This window comes from Bartonella sp. AA16NXGY (assembly GCF_042197325.1).
GTDB lineage: Bacteria > Pseudomonadota > Alphaproteobacteria > Rhizobiales > Rhizobiaceae > Bartonella.
Genome location: NZ_JBHIRR010000001.1, coordinates 212,966 through 228,994, shown reverse-complemented (window position 1 = coordinate 228,994; position 16,029 = coordinate 212,966). Strand labels below are relative to the sequence as shown.

General features: G+C 36.8%; 11 protein-coding genes. 9 read left to right on the top strand and 2 right to left on the bottom strand.

All coding sequences use genetic code 11. The features are described 5' to 3' along the window. Positions 1-287: 287 nt before the first annotated feature. Positions 288-1,262: a gene transfer agent tail collar protein BgtC gene (gene bgtC, locus ACFINK_RS00900; protein WP_375629316.1), complete on the bottom strand. Its 975-nt coding sequence runs from the start codon at positions 1,260-1,262 to the stop codon at positions 288-290. Positions 1,263-3,124: 1,862 nt separating this feature from the next. Here bgtC and thiC point away from each other — a divergent pair. The 9 genes from thiC to ACFINK_RS00855 all read left to right on the top strand — a co-directional run bounded on the left by thiC (position 3,125) and on the right by ACFINK_RS00855 (position 14,834). Then, positions 3,125-4,960 carry a phosphomethylpyrimidine synthase ThiC gene (gene thiC / locus ACFINK_RS00895; RefSeq protein ID WP_375638084.1) on the top strand — a complete coding sequence of 612 codons (1,836 nt, stop codon included), beginning with the start codon at positions 3,125-3,127 and terminating at the stop codon, positions 4,958-4,960. Then, on the top strand, positions 4,957-5,907 hold the full coding sequence (gene thiO, locus ACFINK_RS00890; protein WP_375631685.1) for a glycine oxidase ThiO: 951 nt from the start codon (positions 4,957-4,959) through the stop codon (positions 5,905-5,907). The genes thiC and thiO overlap by 4 nt, the downstream gene beginning before the upstream one ends. 3 nt (positions 5,908-5,910) lie before the next feature. Further along, positions 5,911-6,108 (top strand): sulfur carrier protein ThiS, encoded by a 198-nt coding sequence (gene thiS, locus ACFINK_RS00885; protein WP_273791115.1) that lies wholly within the window; start codon positions 5,911-5,913, stop codon positions 6,106-6,108. 4 nt (positions 6,109-6,112) lie between these two features. Beyond that, positions 6,113-6,886, top strand: a complete 774-nt coding sequence (locus tag ACFINK_RS00880) for a thiazole synthase (protein WP_375629378.1) — start codon at positions 6,113-6,115, stop codon at positions 6,884-6,886. Next, positions 6,883-7,488, top strand: a complete 606-nt coding sequence (locus ACFINK_RS00875) for a thiamine phosphate synthase (RefSeq protein WP_375611199.1) — start codon at positions 6,883-6,885, stop codon at positions 7,486-7,488. The genes ACFINK_RS00880 and ACFINK_RS00875 overlap by 4 nt, the downstream gene beginning before the upstream one ends. Beyond that, complete coding sequence (locus ACFINK_RS00870) at positions 7,479-8,237, top strand: hydroxymethylpyrimidine/phosphomethylpyrimidine kinase (RefSeq protein ID WP_375638083.1); 759 nt, start codon at positions 7,479-7,481, stop codon at positions 8,235-8,237. The genes ACFINK_RS00875 and ACFINK_RS00870 overlap by 10 nt, the downstream gene beginning before the upstream one ends. A 448-nt stretch (positions 8,238-8,685) precedes the next feature. Further along, positions 8,686-9,525 carry a uracil-DNA glycosylase gene (locus ACFINK_RS00865; protein WP_375638082.1) on the top strand — a complete coding sequence of 280 codons (840 nt, stop codon included), beginning with the start codon at positions 8,686-8,688 and terminating at the stop codon, positions 9,523-9,525. A gap of 73 nt (positions 9,526-9,598) precedes the next feature. Then, complete coding sequence (gene pepN, locus ACFINK_RS00860; RefSeq protein ID WP_375638081.1) at positions 9,599-12,226, top strand: aminopeptidase N; 2,628 nt, start codon at positions 9,599-9,601, stop codon at positions 12,224-12,226. A 286-nt stretch (positions 12,227-12,512) separates the two neighbouring features. Then, positions 12,513-14,834 (top strand): sensor histidine kinase, encoded by a 2,322-nt coding sequence (locus ACFINK_RS00855; RefSeq protein ID WP_375638080.1) that lies wholly within the window; start codon positions 12,513-12,515, stop codon positions 14,832-14,834. On the opposite strand, the gene ACFINK_RS00850 is transcribed toward ACFINK_RS00855, so the two are convergent. Beyond that, a complete protein-coding gene (locus tag ACFINK_RS00850; protein ID WP_375611196.1) occupies positions 14,831-15,355 on the bottom strand; it encodes a methylated-DNA--[protein]-cysteine S-methyltransferase in 525 nt (174 codons plus the stop codon). The genes ACFINK_RS00855 and ACFINK_RS00850 overlap by 4 nt on opposite strands. Between the last annotated feature and the right edge of the window lie 674 nt (positions 15,356-16,029).

Here is a 16,029-nt window from a genome sequence, read left to right as displayed (position 1 = left end):
TTTTATTACCTTCCCCTATCAAAACACCTTGTGAAAAAATATATCTCCAGATCTCTTCACGGCACAGTTTAAATGATTTTTACACATTTTCCCTATGTTATCATATAATTATAAAATAAATTATATCCTTAACTCTTTCTTTCAATCATTTTAAAATTGTTTTTTGACGCTCTCAAGTATTCTATTAACAATATAGATTTCCTTTTCATATGCATAGAAAATAACGCGGAATTGCTCCGCGTTAACAAAATTATCAAGGTGTATAGATTATTATTACTTAAACATACTCATGATTTTATAGCATAGACAACGGTTGTATTAACAGGGCGCGTTTCTGCCTCACCCGTATGGGAAAGAGTTACCTTGTGTGTATGTGTACCAGCAGAAGCTGTTCTCCCTTTCAGGGTTGCATTATAAGTATAATGATTCGGGAGTCTCCCAATATCACCAACGGGCCATCCTACCCCTTGATACTCAAAATTATGCGCATGCTCGCCTGCGTTTTCAATACTCCCAATATGCGTATGTGATTTTATGCTATCTTGTTGTTCATCTGCAAACTTTCTACCACCATCTAAACCCCGACCATTATCAAAGCCGCGTAAAAACATGCCTCTAAAATCGGGAACTTTAAAAGTTTTATTGCTGTCTTTTCCCCATTTATCACCTATTGCCTCGAATAACTGCGGATAATCTTCACGCTTATAGGCCTTACCATCACATAAAAGCCAACCATTTGGCACATTTTGCATAGCAAATGTTGCAATAAATCCAGAGGGGAAACTTTCTATCTTTGGTGGTGTAGGGTTTAATAAATACCAACCCTCATGCTCTTTTATTAAAACACCATTATTGTATACCATTTCATAAATGCCATCTGTTTGAAATTCTCCACCTTCTAATGGTATAACCCCCGTATCAGTGGCTTTATAGATAAGCTTTTCTCCTATATTATTAACAGTTATTGTTGTCACGCCAATATTTACACCACAAGCTTTAAAACGTATGACGATATCATTGTTGTATTTCTTTATAGGCGAAACTGTCTTTAAGGTAATTAATGTTGTTTTATCTTCCAAATTTACTATAAAGCTTGAATTAATAGATCCACCATTATCTGCAAGATATTCGCGCACGCGCTGCATCATCGCCCTTGCACTATCATTAACAGAACTAGGCGGCTGTCCTTCTGCCCAATTAATGATACTATCTGAATAAGCATTTTCATCAGCCTTTAGAGACCAATCATAGATATTAGACATTTTAAATCCCCCATTATTTTCATAGTTTTTCTAACAACTTCTCGTTCTGTGCACTAAAATGTGCTGCCGCTGTTGATTGGTACATCATAACCACTGCACCATCCTTATTTACGCATTTTATCTCTCTTCACTCCTTCCAATTTTATAACCTAAATTCACCAGACGCTTTTCATAACATTAGTATTAATGCTTTCTCTTCTAATGTATAATGTAACCACCTCATCTGAGGTTACTTAATATCTTGTTTTGTTGCTTTGCTGTTGTTATATAATTATTTTTTCAATCTTGCATCTTGTTGCAAAATTTATAAATACTTCCAAAATTTTTCTTATTATGGATTTCATATAACCATTACTGAATGTAATAACTTATCATCCACATAGAAAGTTTCTGACTTAAACATTATCTTTTTTTATTTTTTTCAATAGTTTAAATCTATCTCGTCGATATTTTATACCATATATTTTAAACAAAGAAATTCTATCTTTTGGCTATCATTTGTATTAAAACTTTAAAAATTAGCTTCAAATTTTTTGCATGCTTCATTATGTTTTTATTCACATGCAGATACTTTGTTCTATTTTATTCAATTGATTTCTGAAATTGTGTCACAAGATTAGCACCAATGTTTTTTTTGAATAAGCTTTTGTTCAATCTAAATGTATCACAGAGAATATATTCAATATGGACATTTGCTCCACACTTTCATTAAACTGGAAATAAAATACTTTGAAATATTAAATATCACACACCTTCACAAAATTTGAAGGTTGTATCCGATCCGGAAAAAATTAAAAAGCATAACCCAGCCCCTCCCCCAATTTTTATGAACAATATCCTTGTTTTTTAAACGCCCCATAACCAACTTTTCCCCTCCCACACTTAGCACATCTCCCTCTATATATTATTATATGTATATTTTTTTTGCAAGAACAATAAATCATTCTAAACAACATCTTGCAATTATTGGTGTTCTTCTTAATTCAAGGCAATATTATTTTTATAATAAAGATTAGGTATTGTTTCACGCTTTTGTTTATCGCATTCTTAATGGGAACATCCCCCTCATAAAGAATAAAGTACCCCAAACAAAATATAATGATATTGCATATTACGTACTTTTTAAGAAATATTGCTCAAAATATACTCCTTTCATTTTACGACAGCGCACGTCAATGATACAATAGCAAGCCATTATAGATCATCAGCTTTAAGCTTTTGAAGATACAAGTGGAATCCATCATACATTTTGTTGGCTCCCACGTTTTGACAGCCTCACTCTTAGAATGTTCATTAAATGACATTTGGCTTCCTTTCTTCAAGTGCTTTGCCCCATACGCTCCCACTTATGACGTGCAAGGAAGTGTTTTTATACGAAAAGATATATGATGAGAGGATCTTATGGTATTCTGAGTTATTATTTTAATATGAAAAAAATCTCAATCAAAGCCATAAACTATCTACTTTTCCCTGATAATCCGTTTTTAACTTTATTCTGGTTTATAAAAGCTTCAATATCATAGTTTATCACTTCATAATATCTATTTTCACTCTTAAAAACACACCAAAATCGTTTAAAATATATTTTTATGATTGACAATATAGATATTTAAGCCAACCATATTCGTATTAACAAAAATACTTCAAGTGGGAGGAGGCATGCAAATATTAGAATAGATATTGTATCAGTTTTTCAAAATAACTTTTCTTGAGCTGTATTGGGTTTTCTTTGCTACAAAGCAATACTATCCCTATTCATCTGAATGCTCGTGATTGATAATTTGAATACATCTCCATTAACATCGTAACTCCATTAACATCGCAACCTATTTTTGAACTCCGTGTCTATAAGGAAAAAGTTTGTGCAGAAAAATACTCCATCAATCAGTTGTAGCCCCTTTCCCGCTTCACGCAAAATTTATCAACAGAGCCTTCTCTTTTCTGATGTGCGCGTACCATTGCGTGAAATTTCACTGGCTGATGGCAGTGGTGAAAAACCTTTAAACGTCTACGATACTTCTGGCCCCTACACAGATAAAGATATGATCATTGATATTACAAAAGGCCTGCCAGCAATTAGCTTGCCTTGGCTCTCTAAGCGGGATGATACTGAAACTTATCCTGCACGATTAGTTAAACCTGAAGATAATGGATTGACTTCTGATAAAAACCTTACACCAGCCTTTAAGCAAAAACGTTCTATTTTACGAGCAAAAAATGGCAAAGCAATTACACAAATGGCTTACGCACGCGCAGGTATTATTACCGCCGAAATGGAATATGTGGCTATACGAGAAAATGAAGGATTAGCAGTAGAAGAACGGCAGAATGTACCATCAAATGAAACATTTGCTGGATCAATACCAGAAATTTATACTGCGGAATTTGTGCGCAATGAAATTGCTTGTGGACGCGCCATTATTCCACAAAACATTAATCATCCAGAGTGCGAACCCATGATTATTGGGCGTAATTTTCGTGTTAAAATTAATGCTAATATTGGCAATTCAGCAGTAACTTCATCTATGGAAGAAGAAGTTGATAAAATGGTTTGGGCCATTCGCTGGGGAGCAGATACAGTTATGGATCTTTCTACAGGTCGAAATATTCACAATATTCGTGAATGGATTATTCGAAATTCTCCTGTGCCCATCGGGACTGTTCCTCTGTATCAAGCACTCGAAAAAGTACAGGGTATTGCCGAAAACTTAACATGGGATATTTTCCGTGATACCCTTATTGAGCAAGCAGAGCAAGGTGTTGATTATTTTACCATTCACGCAGGATTAAGATTACCATTTATTCCTATGACCATTGATCGTGTAACAGGTATTGTTTCACGAGGCGGTTCTATTATGGCAAAATGGTGTCTCCATCATCACAAAGAAAGCTTTCTCTATGAACATTTTGATGAAATTTGTGATATTGCAAAAACATATGATATCTCTCTTTCATTAGGAGATGGGTTACGCCCTGGCTCTATTGCCGATGCCAATGATGAGGCCCAATTTGCAGAGCTTAAAACCTTGGGAGAATTGACAAAAATTGCTTGGAAAAAGGATGTACAGGTTATGATTGAAGGACCAGGACATGTCCCAATGCACAAAATTAAAGAAAATATGGAGCAACAATTAGATCTTTGTCATGAGGCGCCTTTTTATACTTTGGGACCTCTTACAACGGATATTGCTCCTGGTTATGACCATATTACATCAGCAATTGGTGCCGCTATGATTGGATGGTTTGGAACTGCTATGTTGTGTTATGTAACACCTAAAGAACACCTAGGACTCCCCGATAGGAATGACGTAAAAACTGGTGTGATCACTTATAAAATTGCTGCTCATGCCGCTGACCTTGCTAAAGGTTTACCTAGAGCACAATTGCGCGATAATGCTCTTTCGCGTGCACGATTTGATTTTAGATGGCATGATCAATTTAACCTTTCTCTTGATCCAGAAACAGCCTGTGCCTTTCATGATGAGACAATGCCTAAAGAAGCCCATAAATTGGTGCATTTTTGTTCCATGTGTGGACCAAAATTCTGTTCTATGCGTATTTCCCATGATATTCGTGAGGCAGCCGCAATAAGAAAAACAAAAGGGGAAGGTATGATCACCATGGCCGAAAAATATCAGAAAAATGGTGACCTTTATATGGAAATTGTTCCTCCTCAAAAAAAGAAAGTAAATAGTTGAAGAACATTCTTATCAAAGGTGCAGGTGTAGGCGGCTTAACAGTTGCCTTTATGTTACAGCAAAAAGGTGCTTCTGTTACTGTATCGGCCCCCCCTCATTCACCTATAGGAAGTGCTAGTTGGTATGCAGGAGGAATGCTTGCACCTTACTGTGAAAGGGAAAGTGCAGAACAAATTGTTGAAGATCTTGGTGTACAAGCTATACAATGGTGGCGTAAAACGCTCCCAAACCTTGTCATACAAAAAGGCACTTTAGTGGTTGCACCTACACGAGATAGAGGAGAGCTTGAACGATTTTCTGTGCGTACGCATAATCACAAAACCGTAGATAATACAGAAATAGCTCATCTTGAACCAGATCTTGCGGAACGTTTTAACTGTGCACTCTTTTATGAAAATGAAGCCCATATTGATCCTCGCAAAGCACTTATGGCTTTAAAAGAAAAGCTTCTCAACAATGGAGCCTGTTTTGTTGATGTAGAAATAGCTGAAAAAAATTTTGATATTGTTATTGATGCGACAGGAATAGCACGTTTAGGAAAAGATAAAAATATACGGGGCGTACGCGGTGAAATGCTTCTCGTGCGCTGCACCGATATTAAAATTTCGCGTCCAATTCGTCTTCTTCACCCACGGTTTCCTCTTTACATTGTACCTCGACAAGATAATATTTTTATGATTGGTGCAACGATGATTGAAAGTGACTTTGATGGTGCAATCTCTGTAAGATCAATGATGGAACTGCTCAACGCGGCTTATACTTTACATCCTGCTTTTGCTGAAGCAGAAATTATTGAATCTGGCGTTGGTGTTCGTCCATGTTATCCTAATAACTTCCCTTCTGTGCATAAAGATGGTAACTTTATTTCTATTAATGGATTTTATAGACATGGTTTTCTGTTGTCTCCAGAAATGGCAAAACGAGCAATGGAATTGGCATTGGAATAAAACATGCAAATATTTGTTAATGGTGAAACAGTCCAAACAGAAGTTATGACTCTCGGTCTCTTGCTTGAAGAATTGGGGTATGAAGGAAATTGGCTTGCAACTGCTGTTAACGCTGAAGTTGTTCCCATAGATGCACGAAGCCAATTTGTCTTGCATGAAGGAGATAAAATTGAAATTTTAAGCCCAATGCAAGGAGGCTAAAATTATGCTGAATCTTTATGGACGACAATTCTCTTCCCGTCTTCTATTAGGTACAGCGCAATATCCTTCACCAGCAATCCTTCGTGATGCTATTCATAAATCGAATACGGAAATTGTAACTGTTTCCTTGCGCCGTGAAACTGCAGGTGGAAAACAAGGTGGACAATTTTGGAAATTTCTTCAAGAACTTGGGGTAACAGTGCTTCCTAATACTGCTGGTTGTTATACTGTTAAAGAGGCCGTAACCACAGCCCAATTAGCAAGAGATCTTTTTAAAACAGCTTGGATTAAACTCGAAATTATCGGTAATTCAGACACCTTACAGCCAAATATTTTTTCCTTAATCGAAGCAGCTCAAATTTTAAACAATGAAGGTTTCAAAATTTTTGCCTATACAACGGATGATCTCATTGTTGCTGAAAAACTTTTTGACATTGGTTGCCGTGTTATTATGCCTTGGTGTGCTCCTATTGGTTCTGCCAAAGGACCTCATAATACTGATGGATTGCGTTCTATCCGTGCTTATCTTCCTGATGCTACTCTTGTTATTGATGCCGGCATTGGACGCCCATCACATGCCGCTATTGCGATGGAACTCGGTTATGATGCAGTACTGCTTAATACCGCAGTTGCTAAAGCAGGTGATCCTGTCTTAATGGCTGAAGCATTTTCTAAAGCTGTTCAAGCAGGACGTATGGGATATAAAGCTGGCATGATCGAAGCACGCAATGTAGCAGTCCCTTCAACACCAATCATTGGAAAAGCGGTATTTTCATGAAACTGGATCCATTTTACCTCATCGTTGATAACGCTGATTGGATTGAACGTTTGCTTCCTCTTGGTATCAAGCTCGTACAATTGCGTATGAAACATGAAAATCAACAAATAATCCGTCAACATATCAAGCGTGCAAAAAACATATGCAATAAATTGGGAGCACAATTAATTATTAATGATCATTGGGAAATAGCAATTGATGAAAAGTGTAATTTTATTCATCTGGGACAAGAAGACCTAAGCAATGCTGATCTTCACGCAATTCGTAAAAGTGGTATAAAAGTTGGTCTTAGTACACATGATGAACATGAATTGGATATCGCACTCTCTGCTAATCCTGAGTATATTGCACTTGGTCCTATTTATCCGACAATCTTAAAAAAAATGAAATGGATGCCGCAAGGACTAGAAAAAATCAAACAATGGAGAAAGCGGATTGGTGCTTTACCTTTGGTGGGTATTGGTGGTTTAACACCAGAACGCGCAGTGGGTGTTTTAAAAGCAGGAGCAAATAGTGCTGCTGTTGTGACTGATATTATCCTCCATAAAAAACCAGAAGAGCGTGTACAGCAGTGGATAAAAGTGACACAAACATGGCGTTGATACCTTCTATTCTTATTGTTGCGGGCACTGATCCAACAGGAGGTGCTGGTATTGTTCGTGATATAGAAACCTCTGCACATTTTCAAATAAAAGCAAATTTAGCAATTACTTGTGTTAACGTACAAGATGATAATCGCGTTGTCGAAATCATTCCAATGCGTGGGGACCTCGTCGCTGCGCAAATGCGTGCTGCCCTAGAAGCAAATCCAATAAGCGCAATAAAAATCGGTATGACGGGGACAAAAGCAATTATAGCAGCAATCTGTAACGTACTCAAAGACTATCCCCATGTTCCAGTTATTTTGGACCCTGTACTTGTCGCTTCATCAGGAGGAAAACTAATAACGGAAACAATCATCGACACGATGATCGATAAACTGCTTCCTCATGTTGATCTTTTAACACCGAATAGAGAAGAACTCGCTCTTCTTAGCCACAGTCCATTGGCATCTCATGATAAGCAAGCAATACAACAAGCAAAAAAACTTTTGTCATTGGGAGCTCGCTCTATTTTAGTAAAAGGGGGACATGCAGAGGGGCCTCTTGCAATTGATAGCTTCATTGACAAAACTGAAGTCATAAATATCTCTACTCCACGTTTAAAAGGAACAATGCGAGGAACAGGTTGCATTCTCTCAAGCGCTATTGCAGCGCATTTAGCATTAAATGAACCTCTCATTTCAGCTGTAAAAAAAGCAAAAGCATATATCCACACATTGCTTTTAACCCATTGTAAAAATAGTTTATAACGTCTTAGTATTTTCTCATATAAAAGTAATATTTATATATTTCAATTAATATATTTAATTTTTTTAATAAAAGTTATTAAAAAAATATAATAATATAAAATTTATAATTAATCCTATAAATAAAATACTACAAAATTCACTTTCATTAAGTATTAAATATAGAATATAATGATAAAAAATATTATCAAACCACTTGCATTCAGTAAAAAATTCTTTTAGTATGAGTGAGTTTAGTCTGTTTAAAAAGTTGAAATAGCGCAATTTAAACAAATTGTACATTTAAAGATGTATATAATCGCGAACATTCGCATTTTACGATTTGCCTTTTTTGTGAAAAGAGAGAATCCTATCAGCGTTCTTATACATTAATGGCTAGCGAATACATTTAATAAAACTTGAAGGATAATTTTGTTTGATCTATAATCGCTAGATCATTAGAAAAAATAAAATGTTAAATCAAACACCATGCTCAATTTCCTATGAAGAACTCTTAAACTTTTATAAAGAAAGTGGTGCGGATGCCGTTCTGACAGATTTTCCTATTGATCGTTTTAAGCAGTCTGCTTGTTCAGAGAGAAAATTAATATCTGTCGTGAACATTTCTCATAATCAACAAGCATCTCCCAAAACATCTCCAACCGTAAAATTAGATCATCATCAGCTGCATAACTCTAGGACTATACAAAATGAATCCACAGCTATAGAGAGTGCAAAAAGTGCAAAGACACTTGATGAATTAAAATCTGCTCTCCTTGCATTTAATGGCTGTTCATTAAAATTGACAGCAAAAAATACCTGTTTTTCAGATGGAACAGCAGGAAGCCCCCTGATGCTTATAGGCGAAGCACCAGGACGAGACGAGGATATACAAGGAATTCCTTTTGTGGGAAAAGCTGGGATGTTGCTTAATAAAATCCTCGCATCAATTGGCTTAACAAGAAATAATGTTTACATTGCCAACACTATTCCTTGGCGTCCGCCAGGAAATCGTACACCAACACCAAGAGAAATTGCCTTGTGCCGCCCTTTTATTGAACGGCACATTTATTTAGCGCGTCCTCGTGTTCTTATAGCACTAGGAGGCGTTGCTGCACAGTTTCTTACTGGATCTCAAAATGGGATTATCCGAACAAGAGGGAAATGGCATATCTATGAAAGCGAGGATAATATAAAAATACCTGTTATGCCAACTTTCCACCCAGCTTACCTTCTTAGAACCCCTAGTCAAAAGAAGCTTACATGGATAGACTTCTTAGAAGTAAAAAATCGCCTCGACAGCCTTTTGTAATTCTTTAATCCTATATTGCTTCTAAAATTAACACACCCTTCTTTAACTCTTAAAATACAAATGGGAAAAAACTATGAAACAGCCAATAACATCTATTTATCGTTTGGAAGACTACCAACCAACCCCTTACGTTATCCCTAAAACACAACTTTCTTTCCAATTAGCACCGACAAAAACCTATGTTACAGCCATATTGTCTATTGAATCCCGTCACGATACAAAAGAATTAACACCTCTTGTTCTTTCTGGTGATGATCTTACTTTAATTTCCGTTTCTATTAATGATGAGATATTAGCCCCAAACACTTATAAAGTGACGCCTTCACGTTTAGAAATTACAACGCCACCAACGGTTCCTTTTACATTGAAATTGGTTACGGAACTGAATCCTGAAAGCAACCGCCAACTTATGGGGCTTTATCTTTCAAATGGTGTTTATTGCTCACAATGCGAATCGGAAGGTTTTCGTCGTATTACTTATTTTTACGACCGCCCAGATGTTCTTTCTACCTATAGAGTGAAAATTGAAGCAGATACCCAAACAATCCCAATCTTGCTTTCAAATGGTAATCTGGTGGAAACAGGAACTTTAGAAAATAATCGCCATTTTGCCATTTGGGAAGATCCTTATCCCAAACCATCTTATCTCTTTGCTTTAGTAGGTGGAGATCTTGATAAGTTAGAAGACCATTTTACAACTGTATCTGGACGACGTATCGAGCTTGGTATCTATGTAGAAAAAGGAAAAACCGAACGCGCAACCTATGCAATGGATGCTCTTAAACGTTCCATGCGTTGGGATGAACAATGTTTTGGGCGCGAATATGATCTTGATGTTTTCAATATTGTTGCTGTTTCCGACTTTAATATGGGAGCAATGGAAAACAAAGGCCTTAACGTTTTTAATGATAAATATGTTCTTGTCGATCCTGAAACAGCAACCGATCAGGATTATAGAAATGTTGAACGTGTTATTGCACATGAATATTTTCATAATTGGAGCGGTAATCGTGTTACCTGTCGCGATTGGTTTCAACTCTGTTTAAAAGAAGGATTCACTGTTTATCGTGATCAGGAATTTTCATCAGATCAAAATGTACGCAGCCTACAGCGAATTGAAAATGTAAAAGCATTAAAAGCGACGCAATTTGCAGAAGATGCAGGACCTCTTGCGCATCCTGTGCGTCCTCGTCAATATAGCCAAATTAATAATTTTTACACAACAACTGTTTATGAAAAAGGTGCTGAAGTTGTTCGCATGATACGGACTATTTTAGGTCCTACTCTTTTTCGTAAAGGCACTGATCTTTATTTTCAACGTCATGATGGACAAGCTTGTACAATTGAAGATTTTATTACCTGTTTTGCTGAAGTGTCTGGTCAAGACTTCTCCCAATTCATGCTATGGTATGAACAGGCAGGAACACCCAATGTAGAAATCGATAGTCATTATAGCGATGGTGTTTTAACAATTCATGCAAAGCAACATATTCCCGCAACCCCACAACAAAATACAAAAAAGCCTATGCTTATCCCTATCGTATTTGGCTTGTTAGGACCTAACGGAGAAAACCTCACCTATGAAGCAGATACAAATATTCAATCAGATGTTATGCTTTTATCCAAGGAAAGCCAAACCTTTACATTAAAGGGACTGCGTGAAAAACCCGTTTTATCACTGCTGCGAGACTTTTCAGCACCAATCATTCTACACACTCCATTCAATGAAAGAGAACTTATTTTTCTTGCACAACATGATGACAATCACATCAATCGCTGGCAATCTCTTAATCATTTAATGACGCAAGCTTTGATTCAAAGCATTCAAGATAAAACACAAGAAAAAGCAACACTCCCTTCTGCTTTGCTAAAGCTGATTGAAACGATCATAACAGATGAAACCTTAGAGCCTGAATTTCGTGCCTTCTGTTTAAATTTACCTAGTGAAGTTGAGCTTGCTCATACAATCGGTAAAAATATTGACCCAGATCGTATTCATTATGTCCGCAATCAGTTTTTAGTTTCACTTGCACAAACTCACCAAGAGCTCTTAACAAAACTCTATGGACAAATGCAAACCCAAGAGCCCTATTCACCAAACACTGCACAAGCTGGAAAGCGAGCATTAAAGAATATCATACTGGATTACCTTTCCATTGCTGAAGCCAATCCAAATCGAGCTGCTATACAGTATGCAACAGCTGATAATATGACTGACCGTATGGCGAGTATCGCTGTTCTCGTGAAGCGTTTTAATGAAAATGAGCAGGCACAAAATGCCTTAAATGATTTTGAAAACAGCTATCAGAATGACCCTTTGGTCATGGATAAATGGTTTTCTATTCAAGCAATGGTTGCTGGCACATCAACACTCGAGAATGTTCAAAAGCTCATGCAACATCCGCTGTTTTCACAAGATAATCCTAATCGTGTACGTTCTCTAATCGGTGTTTTTGCCTCTAACAATCTCACGGGCTTTAACAGGATGGATGGAGCATCTTATCATTTTCTTTGCCAAGTTATTTTGGAAATTGACAAAAAAAATCCACAGCTTGCTTCACGATTATTAACAATGATGCGCTCTTGGCGACAATTAGAACCTATTCGACAACAAAAACTTGAAACTGAATTAAAAATGATTGCTGCTGCGCCAAAATTATCAAGCGATGTTGCTGATATCATCAACCGTCTGCTTACTTGAAACAAAAAATTATTTTAAATCAATATGCTATAATATTTTTTAAAATAAATTCTATAAACTATTCGATCATCATTAAATCTATAAACAGGCAATCTAAGCCTGTTTATAGATCACGTTTAAAGTACTTTTTTCTTTTCATATTCCAAAATCATAAAAGTAAAATTATTTTTTTTTAAAAAAAGACTGGACAGAAGACTCCTGTTTTGATTCATTGCACTCGATGGGGTTACTATGAATATCGAAGCAGTTTTTAAATCACATTATTCCAGAATTAAAGGAACGCGAAATGGCTAAATTGGACGCATATAATGCGCCAAGGGAGATGTATGCTGATTCAAAATCAAGCGCTCAAAGTCGCAAGGAGCGGACAGAGCGTACCAATCTGTTTTCTGGTTCTGCCTATAAAAAACTTCTTTTTATTGAACCTTGGCTGCGACGTTCACTCCCATTTGTAATTCTTGCATTTCTTGTTATACTAGCAGCAATCCGTTTCCTATCAATCTATGATTGGCGCAACACAATTGATAAAAACACGCATTCTACCATCGCTCTCTTAGCTTCTCATATTACCAATACAATCGACCGTGACTTACTTGCCGCCACTCGACAAGGAAAAGCTGCTGCTCTTTCTCATAATCATTTACAAAATATCCTGACTAATTTTCGTAACAAAGGTTTTATAAAAACCAGCGCTGTTATTGCTATTGTCGATCAAAAAGGCAATGTCCTAGCTTCATCAAGTTCCGAGATTGTCTTAGGAAAACCCTTACAGAATTTTACCTCTGAAAGCATTACTTTACAAGCTCTAGGAAAACATGCTGGAATCATGAAAATTACAATAGGAAAAGATATTCCTGCTCTCGCTTCCTTTCAGCAAACAGAAAATGGACAATATGGGGTATTCATCAGTGAAAAAATGCAACATATTTACATGGAATGGCGGAAAGCTCTCTCGTTAAATATAACCATGTTCATTGGAACTAGTGGCGTTATCCTTGCTCTTCTTTATGCTTATTACAACCAAATTGTACGAGCACGCAAAACAGATCTTGTTTCAGAAAAAATTCAAAACCGTATTGATATGGCAATGATGCGTGGACGCTGTGGACTATGGGATTGGAATATGGCAAGTGGACGCGTCTACTGGTCACGAGCAATGTACGAAATGCTCGGCTATGTCCCTCAAGATGCATTGCTCTCAATTTCCCAAATTAGCGCCATTATCAATCCAAATGATGCGAATTTTTTTGACCTTGCTCAGGAATTAATGAGCGGTAAAAAAAAGCATATCGATATTAACGTTCCTATGCGTCATGCTGATGGTCATTATGTATGGATGCGCATTCGTGCCGAAGTTACTGAAGAAGAAGAACCCCATTTGGTTGGTATTTCCTTCGATATTAGTGAACAGCAACAATTGGCTGAACAAACAGCGCAAGCCGACCTTCGTATCCGTGATGCGATTGAAAACATTTCAGAATCTTTCGTCTTGTGGGATGCTGAAGGACGTTTAGTCATGTCCAACAGCAAATTTTGCGAATATGCCGCTATTCCTAAACAAATTCTCCAATCAGGTATCCAACGTGCAACCGTCGAAGCCATGGCACGCCCTGCACTCAGTGAATATCCCCTTAAAGATGATGGTACTGGTAACTTAACCAGTATTCGCCAAACGGCAGATGGTTGTTGGCTCAAAATTAACGAACGACGAACCCAAGATGGAGGATTGGTTTGTATTGGTACTGACATTTCTGAGCTTAAACAACAACAGGAAAAATTTGAAGACAGTGAAAGGCGTCTTTTCTCTTTCATTCAAGAACTCAAGCGCGCGCGAGGGAGTGCTCAACAACGCGCAACAGAAGTTGAAAAACTTAATAAAAGTCTGAAAGCAGAAAAAGAACGCGCCGAAAGTGCTAATAAGGCTAAATCAGAATTTTTAGCCAATATGTCTCATGAATTGCGCACGCCTCTGAATGCTATTCTTGGTTTTTCAGATATCATGTTGCAATCGACTTTTGGTCCTCTTGGTTCACAACGCTATAAGGAATATATGCATGATATTTACAATTCAGGAACCCATCTTCTAACCCTTATCAATGACATCCTTGATATGTCAAAAATCGAAGCAGGAAGATTTACGCTTGATTGTAAAAATACCGATCTTGAGCCCATCATTAGTGAAGCAGTACGAACACTAACACCTCAAGCTCAAGAAAAAAATATTGTTGTTACAACAAACATTACCCCAGAACTTCATGCTGAAGTTGATGGTCGTGCAATGAAACAGATTTTCCTTAATCTCATCTCTAATGCCGTTAAATTTACGCCTTCTGGCGGAAATATTGATGTCTGCGCTTTCAAGAAAAAAAATAACCTTATTTTTAAAATTACAGATACAGGCGTTGGTATTCCCCAATCAGCAATTAAAAAACTTGGGCAACCTTTTGAACAAGTCGAAAATCAGCTCACTAAATCTCATACGGGCTCAGGTCTTGGATTAGCCATTTCACGCTCCTTGCTAGAACTCCACAAAGGAAAACTTGAAATTACTTCAAAAGAAATGAAAGGAACAACTGTAACGATTATAATGCCCATCACACAAAGTTAAATTTTTCCATTTTGTTCCCGTTGTAGTAAAATCTGTTTCCGTTTTTCCCCCCAACGATACCCTGAAATAAAACCATTTTTACGCACAACACGATGACACGGAATGATAATAGCCAATTCGTTACGTGCACAGGCATGAGCAACGGCACGAAAAGCTTTCGGCATACCAATACGGCATGCTAAGATCTCATATGAAATTGTTTCACCACATGGTATATCACATAATACTGCCCATACTTGTCGTTGAAAAACTGTACCATTTATATCTAAGGGAAAATTATATTTTTTTACCAGCTTAGGTGTTTCTATCATGGCTATAATATGGGCAACTTCTCTCTTAAATGTATTGTCACCTACAACTTGTTGTACATCACCAAAGCGTATCGTAAACTCCTGTAATAATTGCTCTATAGTGTCTCCTAACGCTATATGACAAATCCCTTTTTGAGACCTAGCCACCAAAAGCTTTCCTATTGATACATCTTTCAGACAGAATACTCTCGTTTGGGAAATATTCAGCATTTTAGCCTTCTTTATATTTTAAAAAGTTTTGAACATCATCCATAAAGTAAAGGGAGAGTATTCACTATCTTTTAAAAACAAACAAAATCATTCTGAAATTATCTCCTTAGCCATTGTATTAAATACACTCTCACCTTTTTATGAAATGGAAAGATACATAGATTGACTTTCTTCCTACCCTAAGACGGAAACTTCGACCAGAGCTGATCTATCAACAATCTTGCTTTTTATATAACAGATTCCAACTGAACCCATTTGATATGGTTTATTTCATAAGCTCTCTACAGACAAATCCTGCTCTGAATTCTATCATACACTCTAACAAAAACACCTTAATGTGGTAAATTTTCATACCTTATATCACAACTCTAAACGGCAGTATTTTACGGAACAACACGATAAGCTTCCCATTTTATTTTACGAAATCCCATCGAACCATAAATAATAGCTTATGTTTTACAAGCAACAGAAAAAGCGCGTGCTCTCTTAAGCAAAAAACGTCATAAAACACAAAGAAAGTATGCCGGCAATGGATTGGAAAGATGTTCCGGCTTTTTATGCTCCACAGTATGCTTGAATATTCTAATTTGTTGGAGCACTGTTATTATTTTTTATCAAAGGTCATACTTTTGATAAACTGACGAGATGACTCAACTCAAAAAAGAAATTTATCT